14 protein-coding genes are annotated in these 17,433 nt (G+C 56.0%); 10 read left to right on the top strand and 4 right to left on the bottom strand.

From position 1 onward, the window contains the following. The first annotated feature begins 236 nt into the window (after positions 1-236). The gene (gene creD, locus WBM93_RS14370) at positions 237-1,652 is read left to right on the top strand and encodes a cell envelope integrity protein CreD (protein WP_424432552.1); all 1,416 of its coding nucleotides are present in this window, start codon (positions 237-239) and stop codon (positions 1,650-1,652) included. Between the two features lie 42 nt (positions 1,653-1,694). Here the strand turns inward: creD and ypfJ are convergent, their stop codons facing one another. Next, positions 1,695-2,606 (bottom strand): KPN_02809 family neutral zinc metallopeptidase, encoded by a 912-nt coding sequence (gene ypfJ, locus WBM93_RS14365; RefSeq protein WP_424432551.1) that lies wholly within the window; start codon positions 2,604-2,606, stop codon positions 1,695-1,697. A 126-nt stretch (positions 2,607-2,732) separates the two neighbouring features. On the opposite strand from ypfJ, the gene WBM93_RS14360 reads away from it, so the two are divergent. From WBM93_RS14360 to WBM93_RS14350, 3 genes are all read left to right on the top strand, one after another. Then, complete coding sequence (locus tag WBM93_RS14360; RefSeq protein ID WP_424432550.1) at positions 2,733-3,518, top strand: 3-hydroxybutyrate dehydrogenase; 786 nt, start codon at positions 2,733-2,735, stop codon at positions 3,516-3,518. 93 nt (positions 3,519-3,611) lie between these two features. Beyond that, positions 3,612-4,934: an amidohydrolase gene (locus tag WBM93_RS14355; protein ID WP_424432549.1), complete on the top strand. Its 1,323-nt coding sequence runs from the start codon at positions 3,612-3,614 to the stop codon at positions 4,932-4,934. Beyond that, positions 4,935-5,300 carry a hypothetical protein gene (locus WBM93_RS14350; protein WP_424432548.1) on the top strand — a complete coding sequence of 122 codons (366 nt, stop codon included), beginning with the start codon at positions 4,935-4,937 and terminating at the stop codon, positions 5,298-5,300. It begins immediately after the preceding gene. Positions 5,301-5,438: 138 nt separating this feature from the next. Here the strand turns inward: WBM93_RS14350 and WBM93_RS14345 are convergent, their stop codons facing one another. Then, positions 5,439-5,858, bottom strand: coding sequence for a hypothetical protein (locus tag WBM93_RS14345; RefSeq protein WP_424432547.1), 420 nt, complete (start codon positions 5,856-5,858; stop codon positions 5,439-5,441). Between the two features lie 195 nt (positions 5,859-6,053). Between WBM93_RS14345 and WBM93_RS14340 the strand changes: the two genes are divergently transcribed. The 5 genes from WBM93_RS14340 (at position 6,054) to WBM93_RS14320 (ending at position 14,458) form a co-directional block, all read left to right on the top strand. Continuing rightward, positions 6,054-7,445 carry a helix-turn-helix domain-containing protein gene (locus tag WBM93_RS14340; RefSeq protein WP_424432546.1) on the top strand — a complete coding sequence of 464 codons (1,392 nt, stop codon included), beginning with the start codon at positions 6,054-6,056 and terminating at the stop codon, positions 7,443-7,445. A gap of 161 nt (positions 7,446-7,606) precedes the next feature. Further along, entirely contained in the window at positions 7,607-8,995 is a 1,389-nt protein-coding gene (locus WBM93_RS14335; RefSeq protein ID WP_424432545.1) for a TIGR03013 family XrtA/PEP-CTERM system glycosyltransferase, read from the top strand. 1 nt (position 8,996) lies between these two features. Beyond that, positions 8,997-11,093, top strand: a complete 2,097-nt coding sequence (prsK, locus tag WBM93_RS14330; RefSeq protein WP_424432544.1) for an XrtA/PEP-CTERM system histidine kinase PrsK — start codon at positions 8,997-8,999, stop codon at positions 11,091-11,093. Beyond that, entirely contained in the window at positions 11,093-12,475 is a 1,383-nt protein-coding gene (prsR, locus tag WBM93_RS14325; protein ID WP_424432543.1) for a PEP-CTERM-box response regulator transcription factor, read from the top strand. Before prsK ends, prsR begins: the two co-directional genes overlap by 1 nt. A 3-nt stretch (positions 12,476-12,478) precedes the next feature. Further along, positions 12,479-14,458 (top strand): tetratricopeptide repeat protein, encoded by a 1,980-nt coding sequence (locus tag WBM93_RS14320; protein ID WP_424432542.1) that lies wholly within the window; start codon positions 12,479-12,481, stop codon positions 14,456-14,458. 20 nt (positions 14,459-14,478) lie between these two features. Here WBM93_RS14320 and WBM93_RS14315 read toward each other — a convergent pair whose 3' ends face one another. After that, a complete protein-coding gene (locus WBM93_RS14315) occupies positions 14,479-14,823 on the bottom strand; it encodes a GntR family transcriptional regulator (protein ID WP_424432541.1) in 345 nt (114 codons plus the stop codon). Positions 14,824-14,904: 81 nt separating this feature from the next. Continuing rightward, positions 14,905-15,507: a nitroreductase family protein gene (locus WBM93_RS14310; protein WP_424432540.1), complete on the bottom strand. Its 603-nt coding sequence runs from the start codon at positions 15,505-15,507 to the stop codon at positions 14,905-14,907. A 160-nt stretch (positions 15,508-15,667) separates the two neighbouring features. Between WBM93_RS14310 and WBM93_RS14305 the strand changes: the two genes are divergently transcribed. Continuing rightward, positions 15,668-17,257, top strand: coding sequence for a peptide MFS transporter (locus WBM93_RS14305; RefSeq protein ID WP_424432539.1), 1,590 nt, complete (start codon positions 15,668-15,670; stop codon positions 17,255-17,257). Positions 17,258-17,433: the final 176 nt, after the last annotated feature.

The raw sequence follows: 17,433 nt of genomic DNA, 5'->3' as shown, positions 1-17,433 counted from the left end.
GAGTCTCGTCGTCTGCGGCGCCGTCGATATAGTCAAATATCGGAAAGGGCAGGCGTTTTTTAGCGAGCGCACGGAAGTCGTTCTCATTGTGGCAATCCGAAATATTCATAACGGCCTTTCGTTTCGGCGCATGTACGCCTCTACTTGTCGCAAGGGATGATATGGTCCAGCGGGGAGTTTAGACGAAGACACGCGTCTCGCAAGCAACCTTTGTTGCGAGGGAAGAGGGAAATATCATGACAGAAAATACGACTTATGATGCTGATCAATATAAGCCGGAGCGATCTCCGGGCAGGAAGTTCCTGATGGTGTTGCTGATGGGATTTCTGATCACCATCCCGTTGTTCACCGTCTGGCTGCTCAACTATGACCGGCAGAGCCAGAGCGAAACCGCCCAGCAGTCAATCGTTTCTGGCTGGGGCGGAAAGCAGGTTTTTGCCGGCCCTCAAATCGTGCTGCCCTATCGCGCCAAGATCACCGAATCGGTTGAAGAAAATGGCAAGACGGTAACCCGGACCAATATTGTGACGCGTGAGTTATTTGTTGCGCCAGAGCTGGTGACACTGGACAGCAAATTGAACACCGAAACCAAAAAACGCGCGATTTACGAGGTCATTGTCTATGACACGGCGATTGCCGGTTCCGCCGTCTTCAAACTGCCCGATGATCTGGAGCGCTATGGCGTGACCCGCGACCAGATTGACTTCGGTCGGGCGGAACTGCGATTCGGCTTGTCGGATGCTCGTGGTCTGGCGGGGGACAACAAGGTGGTTGTCAATGGCAAGAACCTTGAACTGCAGCCCGGCAAGGGTCTCGGCGAAACGGGCAATAGCGGTTTCTTTGCCTTCGTCGATGGCAGCGCGCTGGAGGCTGGCGCGATCGAGGCTGAATTTAATGTCCGGTTCAAAGGCCATCAAAGCCTGACAATAGCGCCCAATGCCGGCCAGACCGATTGGACCGTCCAGTCGGAATGGCCGCACCCCAGTTTTGCAGGCAGCTTTCTTCCCGAAAGCAGAACAGTTGCTGCCGACGGTTTCAAGGCAAAATATGTGATCACCAATCTGGCGCTGGGCACGTCTCTGATTGCGACCGATCCGGGCCAACAGGTCCAGCCGATGCGGGCCCAGGACATGTCTTATGGCGGTCCTGGCTATGGCAATGCCGTTCCGGCCAGCGCGACCGTCGATTTGATCCAGCCGGTGGACCTTTACGGTCAGGTCGACCGGGCCGCCAAATATGGCTTTCTGATCATCGGTTTCACGTTTGTCGCGTTCCTGCTGTTCGACATCATCGGCGGGGTGAGAATATCGTCGGTGCAATATATATTGGTCGGCGCCGCGCTGGTGTTGTTCTTCGTGCTGCTGCTGGCTTTTGCCGAAATCATTGGCTTCGCGCTTGCTTATGTTGCGGCCTCGCTGGCAACCATCGGGCTGATCACCGCATATTCGGCGTCCGTCCTTTCAAGCTGGCGAAGAGCCTCGATAATCGGCGGATTGCTCGCTGGCTTATATGGCGCAATCTATATCCTGCTGAGCCTCGAAGCTTATTCACTGCTCATCGGATCACTGCTGATCTTTGCGGCTTTGGCCGGGGTGATGTTCGTGACCCGGCGGCTTGACTGGTCTGGCAGTCTGGGCCGGACAAACGCGTAGTAAATACATGGGCTCCGGCATGTTGCTGGAGCCCATTTTTTCCTAGATCGCGCCGCTAGCGAATGTATCGCATGAAGCAGGATTGCCGGTTTGCATACCCTTGCGAAGCCACGCCATGCGCTGCTCGGACGAACCATGAGTGAACATGCTCTCGACCGGTGTCTGGCCGGCCCCGCGCATCAGCGTATCATCACCGATAGCATGCGCTGCATTCAGCCCTTCCTCGACGTCGCCGGCTTCCATCCGGTCGGCATTTTGTGCCGCCCAGACGCCAGCATAGCAATCCGCCTGCAATTCCATCTTAACCTGAAGCGCATTGCCTTCTGCCTTGCTGGCGCGGCTCTGGGCCTTGCGCACCTGGTCGGCAACGCCGGTGAGATTCTGTATATGATGGCCGACCTCATGCGCAATCACATAGGCTTGTGCAAAATCGCCCTTGGCGCCCATCCGGGTCGACATTTCGCGGAAGAAACTCGTGTCGAGATAGACGCCCTGATCAGCCGGACAATAAAATGGCCCCATCGCTGCCTGTGCTGCGCCGCAGCCCGATTGTCCTGTCTGGTCGTAAAAGGTGAGGGTGGTCGGGCGGTAGGTCTCGCCCTGTTGCCGGAAGAGTTTGGTCCAGGTCTGCTCGGTCGAAGCGAGGACCTGACAGGCGAATAATTCTTCCTCGGTATCACAGGCCACATTGGTGCTTGAGCTGCCTTGCTTGAACCCGCCGGTGCCGGTGCCATCGGACAGTTGCAAACCGCCGCCGCCGCTGAAGTACATGAAGGCAAGTGCCGCGCCGCCGATCAGCAAGATCGTGCCGCAGCCCATTTTCCGGCCGAGCAACATCGGCAGGAAACTGAGCAACAGCCCAAGGCCTCCACCACCGCCGCCGCCAAAACCGCCGCCTCCGCCGCGGCCCTGATCGCGAACATTTTTGCTGGGATCCAGATCGTCCAGGCGCATATTTGTCTCCTTGTGATTTTTCCAATTCGCCTGATTTGTCGAAAAGCGCAAGTATCGCCGTTTTCTTTTACAAAAACATTGCAGTCCGGTCCGACTCTTTTAAGGTCGCGCGAAAGGAGATTCTGCATGTTTTTGAAGGGTAAGACGGCGCTGATTACGGGTAGCACATCGGGCATTGGCGGCGGCTATGCAAAAGCGCTGGCAGCAGAAGGCGCGGCGGTGATGATCAACGGTTTCGGCGATGCAGGCGAGATTGAATCTCTCCGCCAGGAACTGGAATCGCTGAGCGGCGCCAAGGCGGCCTACAGCAATGCCGACATGACCAAGCCGGAAGAAATCCGTCAGATGTGCAGCGATTGTGCCGAGCAATTGGGAACGGTCGATATATTGATCAACAATGCCGGTATCCAGTTTGTCGCCCCTGTCGATGAATTTCCCGAAGATAAATGGAACGCAATCATGGACATCATCCTGAACAGCGCCTTCCACACCACCAAGGCGGTGCTGCCGGGAATGAAGGAGAAGGCATGGGGCCGGATCATCAATACCGGTTCGATGCACAGCAAGGTCGCTAGTCCCTATAAGTCTGCCTATAATGCCGCGAAGCACGCGATGGACGGGTTCGGCAAGACCGTCGCTCTGGAAGTCGCGACGCACGGGATAACCGTCAACACCATTTCTCCGGGCTATACCTGGACGCCGCTGGTCGAGGGGCAGATACCCAACACTATGGAAGTGCGCGGACTGACCCGCGAACAGGTGATCAACGATGTCCTGCTGGCCCCGCAACCGACCAAGGAATTCGTCCAGATCGAGCAGATTGCCGCGCTGGCGATATTCCTGTGCAAGGATGACGCCCGCTCGATCACCGGCGCGAATATCTCGATCGACGGGGGCTGGACGGCCCAGTGACAGCGCGCGCCCGCGAGACGAAATTTTGAACCTGACAAGCGGGACCAATGCGATTAGTCATGGATAGACAAGATAATTTGAGGATGATTGAACATGCGGAAATTTTCAAAATTTGCTTTGCTCGCGGCGGCTTCTGTACTGGCGGTTTCTCCGGCACAGGCCGACGGGTTGAAGGATGCAATTTCCGCGGACCTGCCATCGCTGATGGAAATTTACCGTGATCTTCATGCCAATCCCGAACTGAGCGGCGAGGAAGTTCGTACCGCCGCAAAACTGGCGGCCGAAGCCCGGCGTCTGGGCTTTACCGTCACCGAAAAAGTCGGCGGCACCGGCGTGGTTGCGGTTATGGAAAATGGCGAGGGACCAACCGTGTTGATCCGCGCCGATATGGATGGTCTGCCGCTGGAAGAAAAAACCGGACTGGCCTTTGCGTCAACCGCTAAAGCCAAAACCCGTCAGGGCAATGACACATATGTGATGCACGCCTGTGGCCACGATACCCATATGACCGGCTGGGTCGCGACGGCCCGGCAGCTGGTGGCGCGCAAGGATCAATGGGCCGGAACTTTGGTGATGATACTGCAGCCCGCCGAGGAGACGGGAGAGGGTGCCTTGGCGATGCTGGAGGACGGCCTCTATACCCGTTTCCCCAAGCCCGATCATGCGATTGCCTTTCATGATGCGGCTGGAGCGCCGGCAGGGTTTATCGGATATTCGCCGGGCTTTGCTCTGGCGAATGTCGATAGCGTCGATATACTGGTGAAGGGCGTTGGCGGACATGGCGCCTATCCGCACACGACCAAGGACCCTGTTGTTCTCGCCAGCCGGATTGTCGGCTCGCTACAGACACTGGTCAGCCGTGAAATCGATCCGCAAGACCCTGCGGTGGTCACCGTCGGCAGTTTCCAGGCGGGTTCCAAACATAATATCATCTCCGATGAAGCTCTTCTGCTGATCACCGTGCGTAGCTATGGCGACGATACGCGGGCCAAGCTGCTCGACGGGATCAAGCGAATCGCGAGAGGTGAAGCAATCGCCGCCGGCATGCCCGAGGACCGGATGCCGGTTGTCTCGTTGCGCGACGCGGAGTTTACGCCGGCGACTTACAATAGTCCGGAATTCACCCTGGAAATGGCGAAGCTGTTTGAAACACGCTTTGGCAAGGATCGCGTCGTGCAATCGAAACCGGTGATGGGCGGAGAAGATTTCAGCCGCTTTCGCCGCGCCGACGAGACCATCAACAGCATGATATTCTGGGTCGGCGGGGTCCCGATGGCGGAATATCAGGCGGCCCAGACCGAGGGCACCAAATTGCCATCGCTGCACAGTCCGTTTTGGGCACCCGATGCAGAACAGGTGATCATGACGGGTGCCGAGGCGCTGACCGCTGCGGCCTTGGACATCATGAAAAAATAGATGGACTGGCGGTGCTTTCTTTTCGTGTTGCTGGCACTGCCATCCGGGTGGGCCGCCGCCCAGTCACCTGACGAAATTGACGCGGTCTACTTTGAAGGACGATGGTCGTTTGTGGATGAAGGTTGTGACGCACCGACCAACTGGACGATGATTGCGGGCGGTAATTTTGTCTCCGAGGATCTGGTCGGGACGTGGAACTGGCAGCAAAGCGAGTTGGTGCTGAGTCTCGACGACCTGGCGATTGACGAGGAAACCGGTGAAGCGGGCGGACGTTTCCGGATGGATGGTCCGGTCACTATCGTCGACCGGAACCGTTTCGATTTCATCATCGCGCCGGAAATCTATCAATTGAAACGTTGTCCGTAAGGAAAAGTTTACCGGCGAGTTGATCGAAAACCGGAAAAGCGTCCGAGGGCAGGTGATGGCGGAGATTGACCATCCCCGTTATCGCCATGCCGCAATCAGTGTTGCTGAATATCGCCGCGATTTAACCCGGGACGTCGGCTAGTCGTCGACCGGATTCGAGGGGTTTTTGGTTGCGAATATGATCGGATTGTTAACGCCACCTTGTTCATTGGGCTGAGGGCTGTTTGCAGAAGACTTCTGGCGGCTTCTGCTGACCGGCTTGGGTGCGGTTTCCCTGCTCTCAGCTTGTTCCCTGCGATCGCTGTCGTCCTCTTCATCCGAGGAATTATCGTCATCGTCATCTGCCGCGTCGTTGATCGGTTCGCCGAAAACAAAAGACTCTTCCTCTTCTTCCTCGTCGTCATAACCCCAACCGTCATCTGAAGTCTGGGGAGCCCGGGTGACCGGTTTTTGCGCATCTTCCGAAACCGCGCCGGTTTCGACAGTATCATCCGACGGCGTCACAAAATAGATGAGGACCCCGGTGGCTGCAACAAAAAGGATGGATTCTTTGATCATGGTAAAGCACCGATGTCTGTTAGATATATATCCGAAAATAACCCGATGCGGTTAAGAAACACTTACCCGGCGCGGTAACGGATGCCATTTGTTCTTTGGTCAACGCGGATCATGCGTCTGCCCCGTTGTCACAGAAATTATCGCGCAAACGCCATATATCTTGAAATGTTGTAAATAAATTTACATAGACGGGTGATGACAAATCCCAAACTTTTTGCCGGTGCGGCGATCAAAAGACTTCGCCGTAGCGCAGCAATGACGCAGGTCGCTTTAGCCCAGGCACTGGATATTTCGCCCAGTTACCTCAATCTCATCGAGCGGAATCAGCGGCCGCTCAGCGCCCGTTTGATGCTGTTGCTAGCGGAAAGATTCGATTTTGATCCACGACAGTTGATTGCGGCGGAACCGGGAGGCGGCATTGATGCGATCCGGCAACGGCTGACCGATCCTTTGTTTGAAGACTTGTCGATCGATCGCACCGAACTGGAGGAATGGTTGATTGCCTCACCGAATAGTGCGGAGGCTTTTGTACGACTATTTGATAATCGCAAGACCGTCGGAGAGACCGGGGAAGCGACCGTTCCGGACCCGATCCAGTCCGTCCGCCGCGAAATCGAACGTTGGCGCAACCATTTTGCCGATCTTGATACGATGGCCGAGGAACTTGCTGACGAACTGCGCCTCGGTGCGGGGGATCTTTACGGCGCGATAGCCGAAAGACTGCGCGTCAAGCACCAGCTGATGATCCGCATATTGCCTGAAACCGTGCTCTCGGACAAGCTGCGCCGCCTCGATCTGCACGCACGACAACTCCAGCTGTCCGAAATGCTCGATCCGGCTTCCCGCACATTCCAGGCGGCGTTGTTGCTCGGCCAAATCGAGGCCAAGGGAGAAATCGATGCGCTGGCAGCCGGAGGTCATTTCACCGACCGTTCTGCCGAGAAACTGTTCCGGCGCCATTTGTCGAGCTATTTTGCTGCAGCATTGATGATGCCGTACGAACGATTTCTGAAAGCCTGCGAGCAGACCGGTTACCGTATCCAGCTGCTCCAGCGTCGTTTTGGCGCCGGCTTCGAGCAGGTTGCCCATCGGCTGACCACTTTGCAGCGCGTCGGATCGCGTGGCCTGCCGTTTTTCATGGTCAGGATCGATCGGTCGGGGATGATCTCCAAACGCTATGCCGGTGCCAGCAAAGCCCCGCTGGTGGAAAGCGCCCATCGCTGTCCGCTCTGGGACATCCACCGCGTTTTCGAACAGCCTGCAGAAATCCGCTCTCAACTGGTGGCGCTGGAAGACGGTTCGACATGGTTTACCCTGTCCCGGGCGGTGCAAGGCATCGGCTCCGGGGCTGGTGGATATACTCCGGCCTTTGCCATTGGATTGGGGGTTGCCGCGGACGTTGCTTCGACTCTGCATTACGCCCGGGGCAAGGATCTGGGTGTCGAGCATGCGGATCCTATTGGTCTGGGTTGTCCGGCCTGCACACGTCCGCAATGTTCACAGCGTTCGGCACCGCCGCGAAGTCGGCCTCTTACATTTAACGAACGGGAACGCGGATTGACGCCGTTTGACTTTGTCAACGACTAGCGTGGACCGTTAAACGATTAGCTGCGCATTGACAAACTGTCGGTAGATTGAACAGTTTTGACGATAGGCAGCGATTTCTCGCAATCTATCTTGTAAAATTTACCGACAGATAACCAATTTTCCTTATGGGCTATACGGGTCAAGGAAAGAACGCGTGCAATATGATCCGTTTGTTCAAGCATTACATCCCATATCCGGTACTTTTTCTGGGTTTGATTGATTTCCTGCTGCTGCTGATGGCAGCAGAAGCTGGCTGGATATTGCGCGCCCTCCAGATCGACATGGCGGTTGGTTCGATCTACGATCGGCCCGGCCCGGTTTTCAGTTTCGCCTTTGCCCTTCAGTTGGCGCTGATAGCGGTTGGTGTTTACGGGCCAGAAGCGCTGCAATCCATGCGTTTCGCTGCCGCTCGCATCATGGTCGCGATTTCTCTAGGTGTGATTTTCCTTTCGCTACTAGCCTTCGCGATGCCCGGTATCACGCTGTGGCGCTCCAATTCTCTCTACGCCATGGTGTTGGCGATCGTATCCCTGATGGTCATCCGTGTTATACTGGGCACCGTTCTCGACAGCGACAGCTTCAAGCGTCGGTTGCTGATTCTCGGTGCAGGTCCGCGTGCCGGGCGGATCGCCGTGCTGGAAAAGCGGCAGGACAGCGGATTCATCATTGCCGGCTATGTCGACATGAACGAAGGCCCGAGCAGGATTGATGGCGCTGTGCGGCGGCAGGATATCGCCAATTTGCCGCAACATGTAATCGACCTCGAGGTGAGCGAAGTGGTTCTGGCGCTTGAAGAACGACGCAATTCGCTTCCGGTTGCGGACCTGCTCACGATCAAGACGACCGGTGTCCATGTCAATGACATGTCGAGTTTTCTAGAGCGTGAGACCGGACGGGTTGATCTGGATAGCGTGAACCCCAGCTGGTTTATCTTTTCGGACGGTTTCTCATCGGGTCGCCGCCTGTCCACCGCATTCAAGCGGGGATTTGACATCTTTCTGAGCTTTTTGCTGCTGTTGCTTACAGGGCCAGTAATTTTGCTTTTTGCCCTGCTTATCAAGCTGGAAAGCCGGGGCGGGTCCTTTTTCAGACAGGAGCGGGTCGGGCTCTATGGCCAGAATTTCAGCATTTTGAAACTTCGCTCCATGCGCGCTGATGCCGAAGTCGGCGGAAAAGCGATCTGGGCGGCGGAAAATGATCCGCGGATAACCCGCATCGGCCGCTTCATTCGCAAAGTCCGCATCGATGAATTGCCCCAGGCCTGGAGCGTGTTGAAGGGCGAGATGAGTTTTGTCGGTCCTCGTCCCGAACGGCCGCAATTTGTTGACGATCTGCAAACCAAAATGCCTTTCTATACCGAGCGGCATATCGTGAAGCCAGGCATAACCGGTTGGGCGCAGATCAACTATCCTTACGGCGCATCGATCGAGGACGCTCGGCACAAGCTGGAATATGACCTCTATTACGCTAAAAACTACACGCCTTTTCTGGATTTGCTGATCATTTTGCAGACGATCCGTGTTGTCCTCTGGCCGGAGGGCGCGCGCTGAAATGGGATCGCTTCTCGGCCATATCAGCACGTTCGGGCACGGGGTTGCCGCCATCTTGTTTGGCGCCCTGGCGATCTGGCAATTTCAGCGCAGGGTCGATCGCAATCATCAGCAAATATGGTTGGTTGTTGCGATAACATTGACCAGTTTCTGGGCGCTGTCGGTTGCGGTCGAGGGGTTCTTGTCGCCGATCTCGCGCTTTGCCGAGACACTGCGTAACTTCGGCTGGCTCGCCTTCATGTTCATCCTGTTGCGAGCCGGCGAGGGGCGCGATGAACCGAAGACTGTCAACGGCATTTATGTCGCGCTGGCGTTTGTACTGGTTGGCCAGATGATCGTCGATGCCCTGCTACCTGTTTTTGCAGGAAGTCCGCGGCTTGAAAATGTCACGCTGTATACCTCGCTGGTCTTGCGGATGATCTTTGCCGTAGGTGCGCTGGTGCTCGTGCATAATCTATATTCGATTTCCGCACCCGAGACGCGCTGGGGAATACGGCTGCCGATGGCGTCGCTGGCGGCGATCTGGACGTTCGATCTCAATCTGTTCACGATTACCTATCTGACGCAGCAATTGCCCACGGAACTGCACGCGATGCGGGGGCCCACGATGGCGGTTATTGCGCCGATATTGGCGCTCGCGTCGGTCCGCAACACGGAATGGAACTTGACGCTCTCCCGGAGCGTCGCTTTCCGTTCGCTGTCACTGGTCGCGATCGGCAGCTATCTGCTTATGATGGTCGTAATCGCGACCGCACTGCAAATCATCGGTGGTGACTATGCGCGCCTGGCCCAGATCAGTTTTCTGTTCGGCACGTCGATTGGCGCCTTGCTCCTGCTCCCTTCGGGAAGGTTTCGCGCATGGCTTAAGGTCAAGTTGGCCAAGAATTTCTTCCAGCACCGTTATGATTATAGATCAGAGTGGATTCGCTTTACCGATACGATCGGCCGCCCCGGTGCAGATAGCGCGCCTTTCCATGAACGGGTGATAAAGGCGATTGCGGATATCACGGATTCACCAGCGGGTATTTTGCTTATGCCGGACGATTCCGGTCAACTGGTGCTGCAATCTCGCTGGAACTGGTCCTCGATCGAGGTTCCCGCGCGCGCTTGTTCGAACCGGACGATCTCATTTTTTGAAGATTCCAGCCATATCGTAGAATTTGATGCCCTGCGTACGGATCAGGATGAGAAATGCGATGCGGCCGCCATTCCGGACTGGATGACCAGAGACGAGCGAACTTGGGTGGCGGTTCCGCTTGTCCATTTTGACCGGCTTACGGGGCTGATGCTGCTCGCGCGTCCGCGAATCAATCGCACACTGGACTGGGAAGATCTTGATATGCTGCGCGTGGTCGGGCGTCAGGTTGCAAGTTATCTGGCCGAGGCCCGCAGCCAGGAATCGCTGTCCGAAGCGCAAAGATTTGATGAGTTCAACCGCCGGATGGCGTTCATCATGCACGATATCAAAAATCTGGTCAGCCAGTTAAGCCTGCTGGCGCGGAATGCCAAGCGCCATGCCGAAAACCCCGAATTCAGAGCCGATATGATTGAAACATTACAGGATTCAGCAGACAAGATGAATGGACTGCTCGAACGATTGTCGCAACATAACAAGGCGAAGCAGGAAGAACCCAAGCCTGTAAAAGTGCGGGAACTGGTCCAGTCAATCATCGAGAAAAAACGCATTTTGCACAACATGGAAACCACCCAGATCGATGATCTGACGGTTATGGCTGATCCGGTCCGTGTAGATCAAATCCTGGGACATCTCATACAGAATGCCATCGACGCCAGCACGGAAGACAAGCCGATCGCGATCAATGCGCGTCGCCGGGACCTGTGCGTTGCCATAGAGGTGCGTGACCAGGGTACGGTCATGTCGAACGAGTTTATCCGCAGCCAGCTTTTTAAACCCTTTGCTTCCAGCAAACAGGGCGGTTTCGGGATTGGTGCTTATGAAGCGCGCGAGCTTGCGCGGGCGATGAACGGCCGGCTGGAAGTCGAGAGCCAGGAAGGTGCTGGTAGCCGGTTCACGCTGATCCTCCCGTTGGCCAAACGTTTACCGGATGAAAATTTTGCAGATGAAAGGGCCTCGTGATGCCGGATAGAAATCAACCGAAAAGGGAAAAACTGCTGATTGTCGAAGATGATCCGGGTCTGCAAAAGCAGCTCAAATGGGCCTATGACGATTTTGACGTTATTGTTGCGGGCGACCGTGAATCGGCGATTGAAATGCTGCGCGCGGAAGAGCCTGATGTGGTGACGCTCGATCTCGGCCTGCCGCCTGATCCCGATGGCACCACCGAAGGTTTCGCGACGATGGATGCAATATTGAACCTGAAGCCGGATACCAAGGTGATAGTCGCTTCCGGCCATGGCGAAAAAGCCAGCGCGCTGCGGGCGATTTCCGGCGGTGCATGGGATTTTTATCAAAAGCCGGTGGATATTGACGAACTGGGCTTGATTGTCCGGCGAGCCTTTCATGTCCACAAACTGGAACAGGAAAATGCCAGCCTCGCTGCACGGGGCAATGGCGAGGGATATATTCTGGGCCAGATTGTCACGGGCGCCCCTGAAATGCTGAAAATCGCGCAGATGATCGAGCGCGTGGCAAATACAAATGCATCGGTCATGCTGCTGGGCGCGAGCGGGACAGGCAAGGAATTACTGGCGAAAGGCCTGCATGAAGCAAGCGACCGGCGCGACAAGGCATTTGTAGCGATAAACTGCGCGGCCATTCCGGAAAATTTGCTGGAGTCCGAATTGTTCGGACACGAAAAGGGTGCGTTCACCGGCGCGATAAAGACGACCGAAGGTAAGATCGAGCAAGCCGATGGCGGTACGCTTTTCCTGGACGAAGTGGGAGACATTCCGTTGCCGTTACAAGTGAAATTGCTGCGCTTTCTGCAAGAACGCGTCATCGAGAGGATCGGAGGCCGAAAAGCGATCCCGGTTGACACGCGGATCGTTTGTGCAACCCATCAAAATCTTGAAAAAATGATCAAGGAAAATGCGTTTCGCGAAGATCTTTATTACCGGTTTGCCGAAATCGTGATCAAAATTCCGTCATTGTCCGGTCGATCGGGCGATGTCAGCCTTCTTGCTCGGCATTTCCAGAAAAAATTTGCTGCGGAGATTAATCCGGCGGTGAAAGGACTCGCCCCGGATGCCCTCGCGGCGCTCGAAGCGTGGCACTGGCCCGGTAATGTCCGCGAACTGGAAAACCGGATCAAGCGTGCGGTGATCATGGCCGATGGCAAGATGATCGGCGCAAAAGATCTGGACCTGGAAGTAGACGAAAATGCGGCGACCGATCTGCTGAACCTGAAAGCGGCGCGGGAAGCTGCCGACCGATCGGCAATCCTGCGCGCCATATCCCAGACCAGCGGCAATATTTCCAATGCGGCGAAATTGCTCGGTATCAGTCGCCCGACATTATATGATCTGCTCAAGCAATATAAGTTGCAGCAAGCCAGCTAGGCCATGGTGAACTCTTGTTTCCAGAAATTGGGTTCCTTTGGCAAGCCGGCCATCCTGGCCGCTGTGCTAGCGGTAGGTGTGGTCGCAGTTCCGACGGCGATCTTTGCCGCGGATGAAGGCAATGCCGATGCACGGCAGGCCTTTGCAAACGCCGAGCAGTTTCGCGCCCGTGGTGATGCAAGATCGGCGCGGATCGAACTGATGAACGCGATCAAGGCCGATCCGCAGTGGATTGACGCGCGGGTGGCGCAAGCCGAAATCTTGTTGAGCCTCTACGACGGAATTGCCGCCGAAGCGGAAATTGACCGGGCCTTGGGTCTTGGCCTGGATCCTGCTCAGGTAAGGCATCTCTATGGCCATGCCTTGTTCTTGCAGGGCAGGGCACAACAGGCTCGCGACCAGTTGCTGGCGGATGATATCCCGTCGGAGCATCAAGGTTATGCGGCTCGCATCATGGGAAAGCTGGCTGTGCAAACGGGAGAGGAGCAACTGGCGCGGCTGTCGTTCAACCGGGCTATGGAGCTGGATGGCCGAAATCCAGACCTTTGGGTAGACATTGCCCGATTCAGGGCTGATTCCGGGGATCAGGCCGGTGCAACCAATGCTGTAGACGAAGCGGTCAAACTGGATCCCAACAATATTCGCGCATTGCAATATCGCGGCGAGTTGCTGCGATTTCAGTTCGGTCTGGGTGCTGCTCTGCCATGGTTCGAGCGAGCGCTGCAGATAGACCCCAATGACGTGCCGCTGTTGACGGAATATGCCGCGACGCTCGGCGATATGGGACGGATGACAGAAATGCTGACGGTCGCGCGCAAGATCATTGCGCTCGATGGCCGCAACCCGCGTGCCTTTTTCATGCAGGCGGTGCTCGCGGCCCGGGCGAGCAATTTTGGTCTCGCCAGACGGTTGATGCTCCAAACCGAAGGTGCGATCGACAATGTCCCAGCCGTTTTGCTGGTTCAGGGGATCATCGAGCATGGTGAGGGCAATTATAACGCAGCTGTCGATAGGTTCGGCCGACTGGTGTCGATGCAGCCGGACAATAGGCAAGCGCAAAATCTGCTCGCCCGTTCGCTCTATCTTGCTGGAAGTGTGGTCGATGCGGTCGAAGTGCTCAAGCCGCAGGTCAATCGGAACGGGGCGAATCCTTATGCTTTGTGGCTGGCCGGAAGGGCGCTCGAGGCGATCGATGAACGTGGTCAGGCGGCGGGTGTGATGAATCGCGCGGCCATCCATGATAGTGGCCAGGAAGGCGCGATCACCGCCGCAGTGCCGCTTGGCATATTACAGGCAGAAGCGCAGCGAAATCCGACTGATGCAAGGGCGGTGGTTCCTTATATTCGCGAGCTTTATAATGTTGGTGACTTTATCACGGCCTTGGCCGAGGCACGGCGGCTACAGGAGGGCAATCCGGGCGCGAGCGATGCCCATATACTGGTAGCCGATGTTGCCGCCGCGATGGGCAATTTCGACGACGCGCTCGACGCGCTGGAACGCGCCCGCAGCATCCGTTTTTCTGAACCGGTGATGCTGCGCATGGTAGAGGTTTCCCGGTCGAAGGGCGCGATGCAACAATCGGGTGAAACCCTGGCGCAATTTCTCAATTATAATCCGAGCAATATCGCCGGACTGCGCTGGATGGCTTATGCCCATCTCGAAACCGAAAGCTGGGCGGTGGCCGCCCATATTCTCGAGAATCTTCGCAAGCGACTGGGTGAAAATGATGCGTTGATCATGGCCGGCCTGACCCAAGCCTATACCGGTCTTGGACAGACGGAAAAAGCTATCGCCGCGGGCAGGGTCGCTTATCGCGTACAACCCTCCAGTCCGGTGGTCTCGCATCTATACGGGCTGGCGTTGCTGGCGGATAAAGGGCGCAAGGAAGATGCGGTAGCCCTCCTTAAAAAGGCGGTTGCCATCATGCCCGAAAACTCTGCCTATCGGGAAAGCCTATGGCGCGCCCGCGCTGCTAAGGGATAAGGTCAAAAGCCGAATACCGCTCAGGCTTCGCTTTTCACCAGATCATCGATCGACAAATCGAGTCGCTTCATCTGGCGCTCGACTGGTGGCCAGATGTTCTTGATGAAATCTTCTCTTTGCGATTGGCGCAGGCGATCTTTTGCGCCGGCCGCGACAAACATCCCGACGCCACGCTTTACCGTGACCAGTCCGTCCTCCTGGAATCCCTGATAGGCTTTGGCGACGGTTAGCGGGTTGGCGCCCTGGTCGGCGGCAAAAACGCGGACCGACGGCAACATGTCGCCTTCACGATACTCGCCATCCAATATGGATTCAGCGATAATGTCCCGCAATTTCAGATAGACAGGTTTGCTTGTATTGTTCATGCTGCCTCACTGCCATAATACAGCCATGCAGGCAAGGGATATGTTGAGTAATTCCAGACATTTGGTTGCGATTGCAACGAATTATTCCGGCAGAACTGGTGTCCAGACGGACAATATATCCTTGAGCTCCGGTCTTGGTCGTTCGCTGAGTTCGGCATTGGATGTCCCGAAGTAAAGGAAACCCGCAATTTTTTCCGGGGCGGAACCGAACATGTCGCGTACATCGTCATTATAGGCGGGCCAGCCAGTAATCCAGCCGCCGACAAAGCCCTTCGCATGCGCCGCGTGGAGGATGTTCATCGCAAAGGCACCGCAGCTGAGGTGCTGTTCCCACGCCGGAATTTTGGACGACAGGACCGGGGAAGACAGCAGGACCAGCAGAACCGGCGCCTCGTGTGCCAACGCTTCCAGCCCCTCTATTTCGAGCCGGCCGGCGGACGGATTCTCCTTCAGATATGCCGATTTGAAACCTTGCGCGAGTTGTTCACGCTGGTCAGCAGCGATCGCGATAACCCGCCAGGGTGCCAGCTTGCCGTGATCCGGAGTCCGCAGCGCATTGGTGACGATCTGTTCGATCTGCTCGTCGTTTGGCCCGGGTGCAACCATGTTGCGCGGCCGCCCGGAACGGCGAGAGGGCAAATAGGCTGCAAGACTGCTCAAATCATTATATCGGTTTTGGCTCATGACCGCCACCTTGGGAGAGGCGAGAGTGATTGCAAGCAGATTTCGCAACAAAAGCGGTCTCGGTTGAAACAATCTGCTTCACTTGCGCATTTTTTTCATTAGGGTGCCGTTCAACCGGGTTGCAATAGACAGCCCAATTCAATTGTTGGGGAGTTCATAAATGGCGGGTCAGTATCTGGAATCGGGCGATGCAAGAGGGACATTTCTTGGCCATCCCAAAGGTCTGTTCGTACTTTTTTTCGCGGAGATGTGGGAGCGCTTTTCCTATTACGGCATGCGCGCCCTGCTCATCTTCTATCTGGTTCAGCACTGGATGTTTTCGGATAGCGAAGCGGGGATTATTTACGGGGCCTATACTGCTCTAGTGTACATCACTCCGGTGGTTGGCGGCTATCTCGCTGATCGCTATCTTGGGCAGCGCAAAGCCGTTGCTTTTGGCGCCCTGTTACTTACTTTCGGTCACTTCCTGATGGCGTTCGAGGGTGACGGGGCCGGACAGGCTGATCCTGCGATCAATATTTTCTGGCTGGCACTTGCCTTCATCATTGTTGGCTCGGGCTTTTTGAAAGCCAATATATCGGTCATCGTCGGTCAACTCTATACCCGCACCGACATCCGTCGCGATCCAGCCTATACGATTTTCTACATGGGCATCAATCTTGGGGCAGCACTGGGCGCGATCATTGCCGGCTGGCTGGGTCAGACTTATGGCTGGTCCTATGGCTTCGGAGCCGCCGGACTGGGAATGCTGCTTGGACTGTTCGTGTTTATCTGGGGCAAGCCTTTGCTGGTGGGTCGCGGTGAAGCGAATGATCCCGCGCTTCTCGAGAGCAAAGTAGGCGGCATCAAATTCGAATGGTTGCTCTATATACTAAGCTTTGCCACCGTTGGTCTGGTCTGGGTGCTGATCCAGTATCAGGCGTTGGTCGGTTCTTTGCTGGGAATCGCTGGTGCGATATTGGTGATTTACGTCCTCTACACAGCAGTTGCCAAGCTCGAGCCGCAGGACCGTGATCGCATCTTTGCAGCCATGTTCCTGATCTTCGGTTCGATCCTTTTCTGGGCCTTGTTCGAACAAGCCGGTTCTTCGCTGAACCTGTTTACGGACCGGAGCGTCGATCGGAACATTCTGGGTATCGAAGTGCCCGCTTCGGTATTCCAGTCGATCAATGCGATTTACATTGTCCTGCTGGCGCCTGTATTTGCGCTGCTTTGGACGATGTTGGGGCGCAGAGGTCTGGAACCTTCGGCGCCAGCAAAATTTGGATTGGGACTGATTCAGCTTGGTGCTGGTTTCCTGGTGCTGGTTGCCGGTGCTTTGGCTGCGGGAACCGGCAATCTTACGCCAGTGCTGTTCATTTTCCTTATCTATCTGCTGCATACTACCGGTGAACTTTGCCTGTCTCCTGTCGGCTTGAGCGCGATGAACCGCCTGGCTCCCAGTCACATGGCAAGCCTGATCATGGGTACCTGGTTCTTTGCATCGGCAACCGGTAATTTTGCTGCCGGATTGATCGCGTCTGCCGTTGGTGCAGAAGGCGCTGGTCCGGATCGTGTTCTGGAGGTTTATTCGACGGTTGGCTGGGTGGCCGTTGGTGTCGGCGTCGGCGTCATAGTGATTTCGCCGCTCATCAAGAAGTTGATGCATTTGGATACGCTTGCTGATGATACTGCCGGCGACCATCTGGAAGGCCAGGCGGAATTTGGAGATCCCGGTTCTGCCGGTATCCACCCGACTACAAAACCATAAGGTTAAAGGGACAGATTATGAGAATTCGGACTTTGCTGGCGCTGGTTGCTGGCGGAACGTTGATGGCTGGATGTGCTGCTACCGCAGCGGAGACAGGTTCGGCCAGCAATCCAACGCCGGCCAAATCGAGCAGTTCTGCAAAGCCCGCATTCCCGTCTACCTATAAAGCCTACCCT

Origin of the sequence: Parasphingorhabdus sp. (assembly GCF_049667325.1) — a bacterium.
Classification (GTDB): Bacteria; Pseudomonadota; Alphaproteobacteria; order Sphingomonadales; family Sphingomonadaceae; genus Parasphingorhabdus.
Note: the sequence above shows the minus strand (reverse complement) of the source record. Positions and strands in the feature narration are given on the sequence as shown.

What these genes read in the sequence shown, in the direction of transcription:
- creD (WP_424432552.1), top strand. Translation starts at nt 237, where the DNA reads ATGACAGAAAATACGACTTATGATGCTGATCAATATAAGCCGGAGCGA.
- ypfJ (WP_424432551.1), bottom strand. Translation starts at nt 2,606, where the DNA reads ATGCGCCTGGACGATCTGGATCCCAGCAAAAATGTTCGCGATCAGGGC.
- WBM93_RS14360 (WP_424432550.1), top strand. Translation starts at nt 2,733, where the DNA reads ATGTTTTTGAAGGGTAAGACGGCGCTGATTACGGGTAGCACATCGGGC.
- WBM93_RS14355 (WP_424432549.1), top strand. Translation starts at nt 3,612, where the DNA reads ATGCGGAAATTTTCAAAATTTGCTTTGCTCGCGGCGGCTTCTGTACTG.
- WBM93_RS14350 (WP_424432548.1), top strand. Translation starts at nt 4,935, where the DNA reads ATGGACTGGCGGTGCTTTCTTTTCGTGTTGCTGGCACTGCCATCCGGG.
- WBM93_RS14345 (WP_424432547.1), bottom strand. Translation starts at nt 5,858, where the DNA reads ATGATCAAAGAATCCATCCTTTTTGTTGCAGCCACCGGGGTCCTCATC.
- WBM93_RS14340 (WP_424432546.1), top strand. Translation starts at nt 6,054, where the DNA reads ATGACAAATCCCAAACTTTTTGCCGGTGCGGCGATCAAAAGACTTCGC.
- WBM93_RS14335 (WP_424432545.1), top strand. Translation starts at nt 7,607, where the DNA reads ATGATCCGTTTGTTCAAGCATTACATCCCATATCCGGTACTTTTTCTG.
- prsK (WP_424432544.1), top strand. Translation starts at nt 8,997, where the DNA reads ATGGGATCGCTTCTCGGCCATATCAGCACGTTCGGGCACGGGGTTGCC.
- prsR (WP_424432543.1), top strand. Translation starts at nt 11,093, where the DNA reads ATGCCGGATAGAAATCAACCGAAAAGGGAAAAACTGCTGATTGTCGAA.
- WBM93_RS14320 (WP_424432542.1), top strand. Translation starts at nt 12,479, where the DNA reads ATGGTGAACTCTTGTTTCCAGAAATTGGGTTCCTTTGGCAAGCCGGCC.
- WBM93_RS14315 (WP_424432541.1), bottom strand. Translation starts at nt 14,823, where the DNA reads ATGAACAATACAAGCAAACCTGTCTATCTGAAATTGCGGGACATTATC.
- WBM93_RS14310 (WP_424432540.1), bottom strand. Translation starts at nt 15,507, where the DNA reads ATGAGCCAAAACCGATATAATGATTTGAGCAGTCTTGCAGCCTATTTG.
- WBM93_RS14305 (WP_424432539.1), top strand. Translation starts at nt 15,668, where the DNA reads ATGGCGGGTCAGTATCTGGAATCGGGCGATGCAAGAGGGACATTTCTT.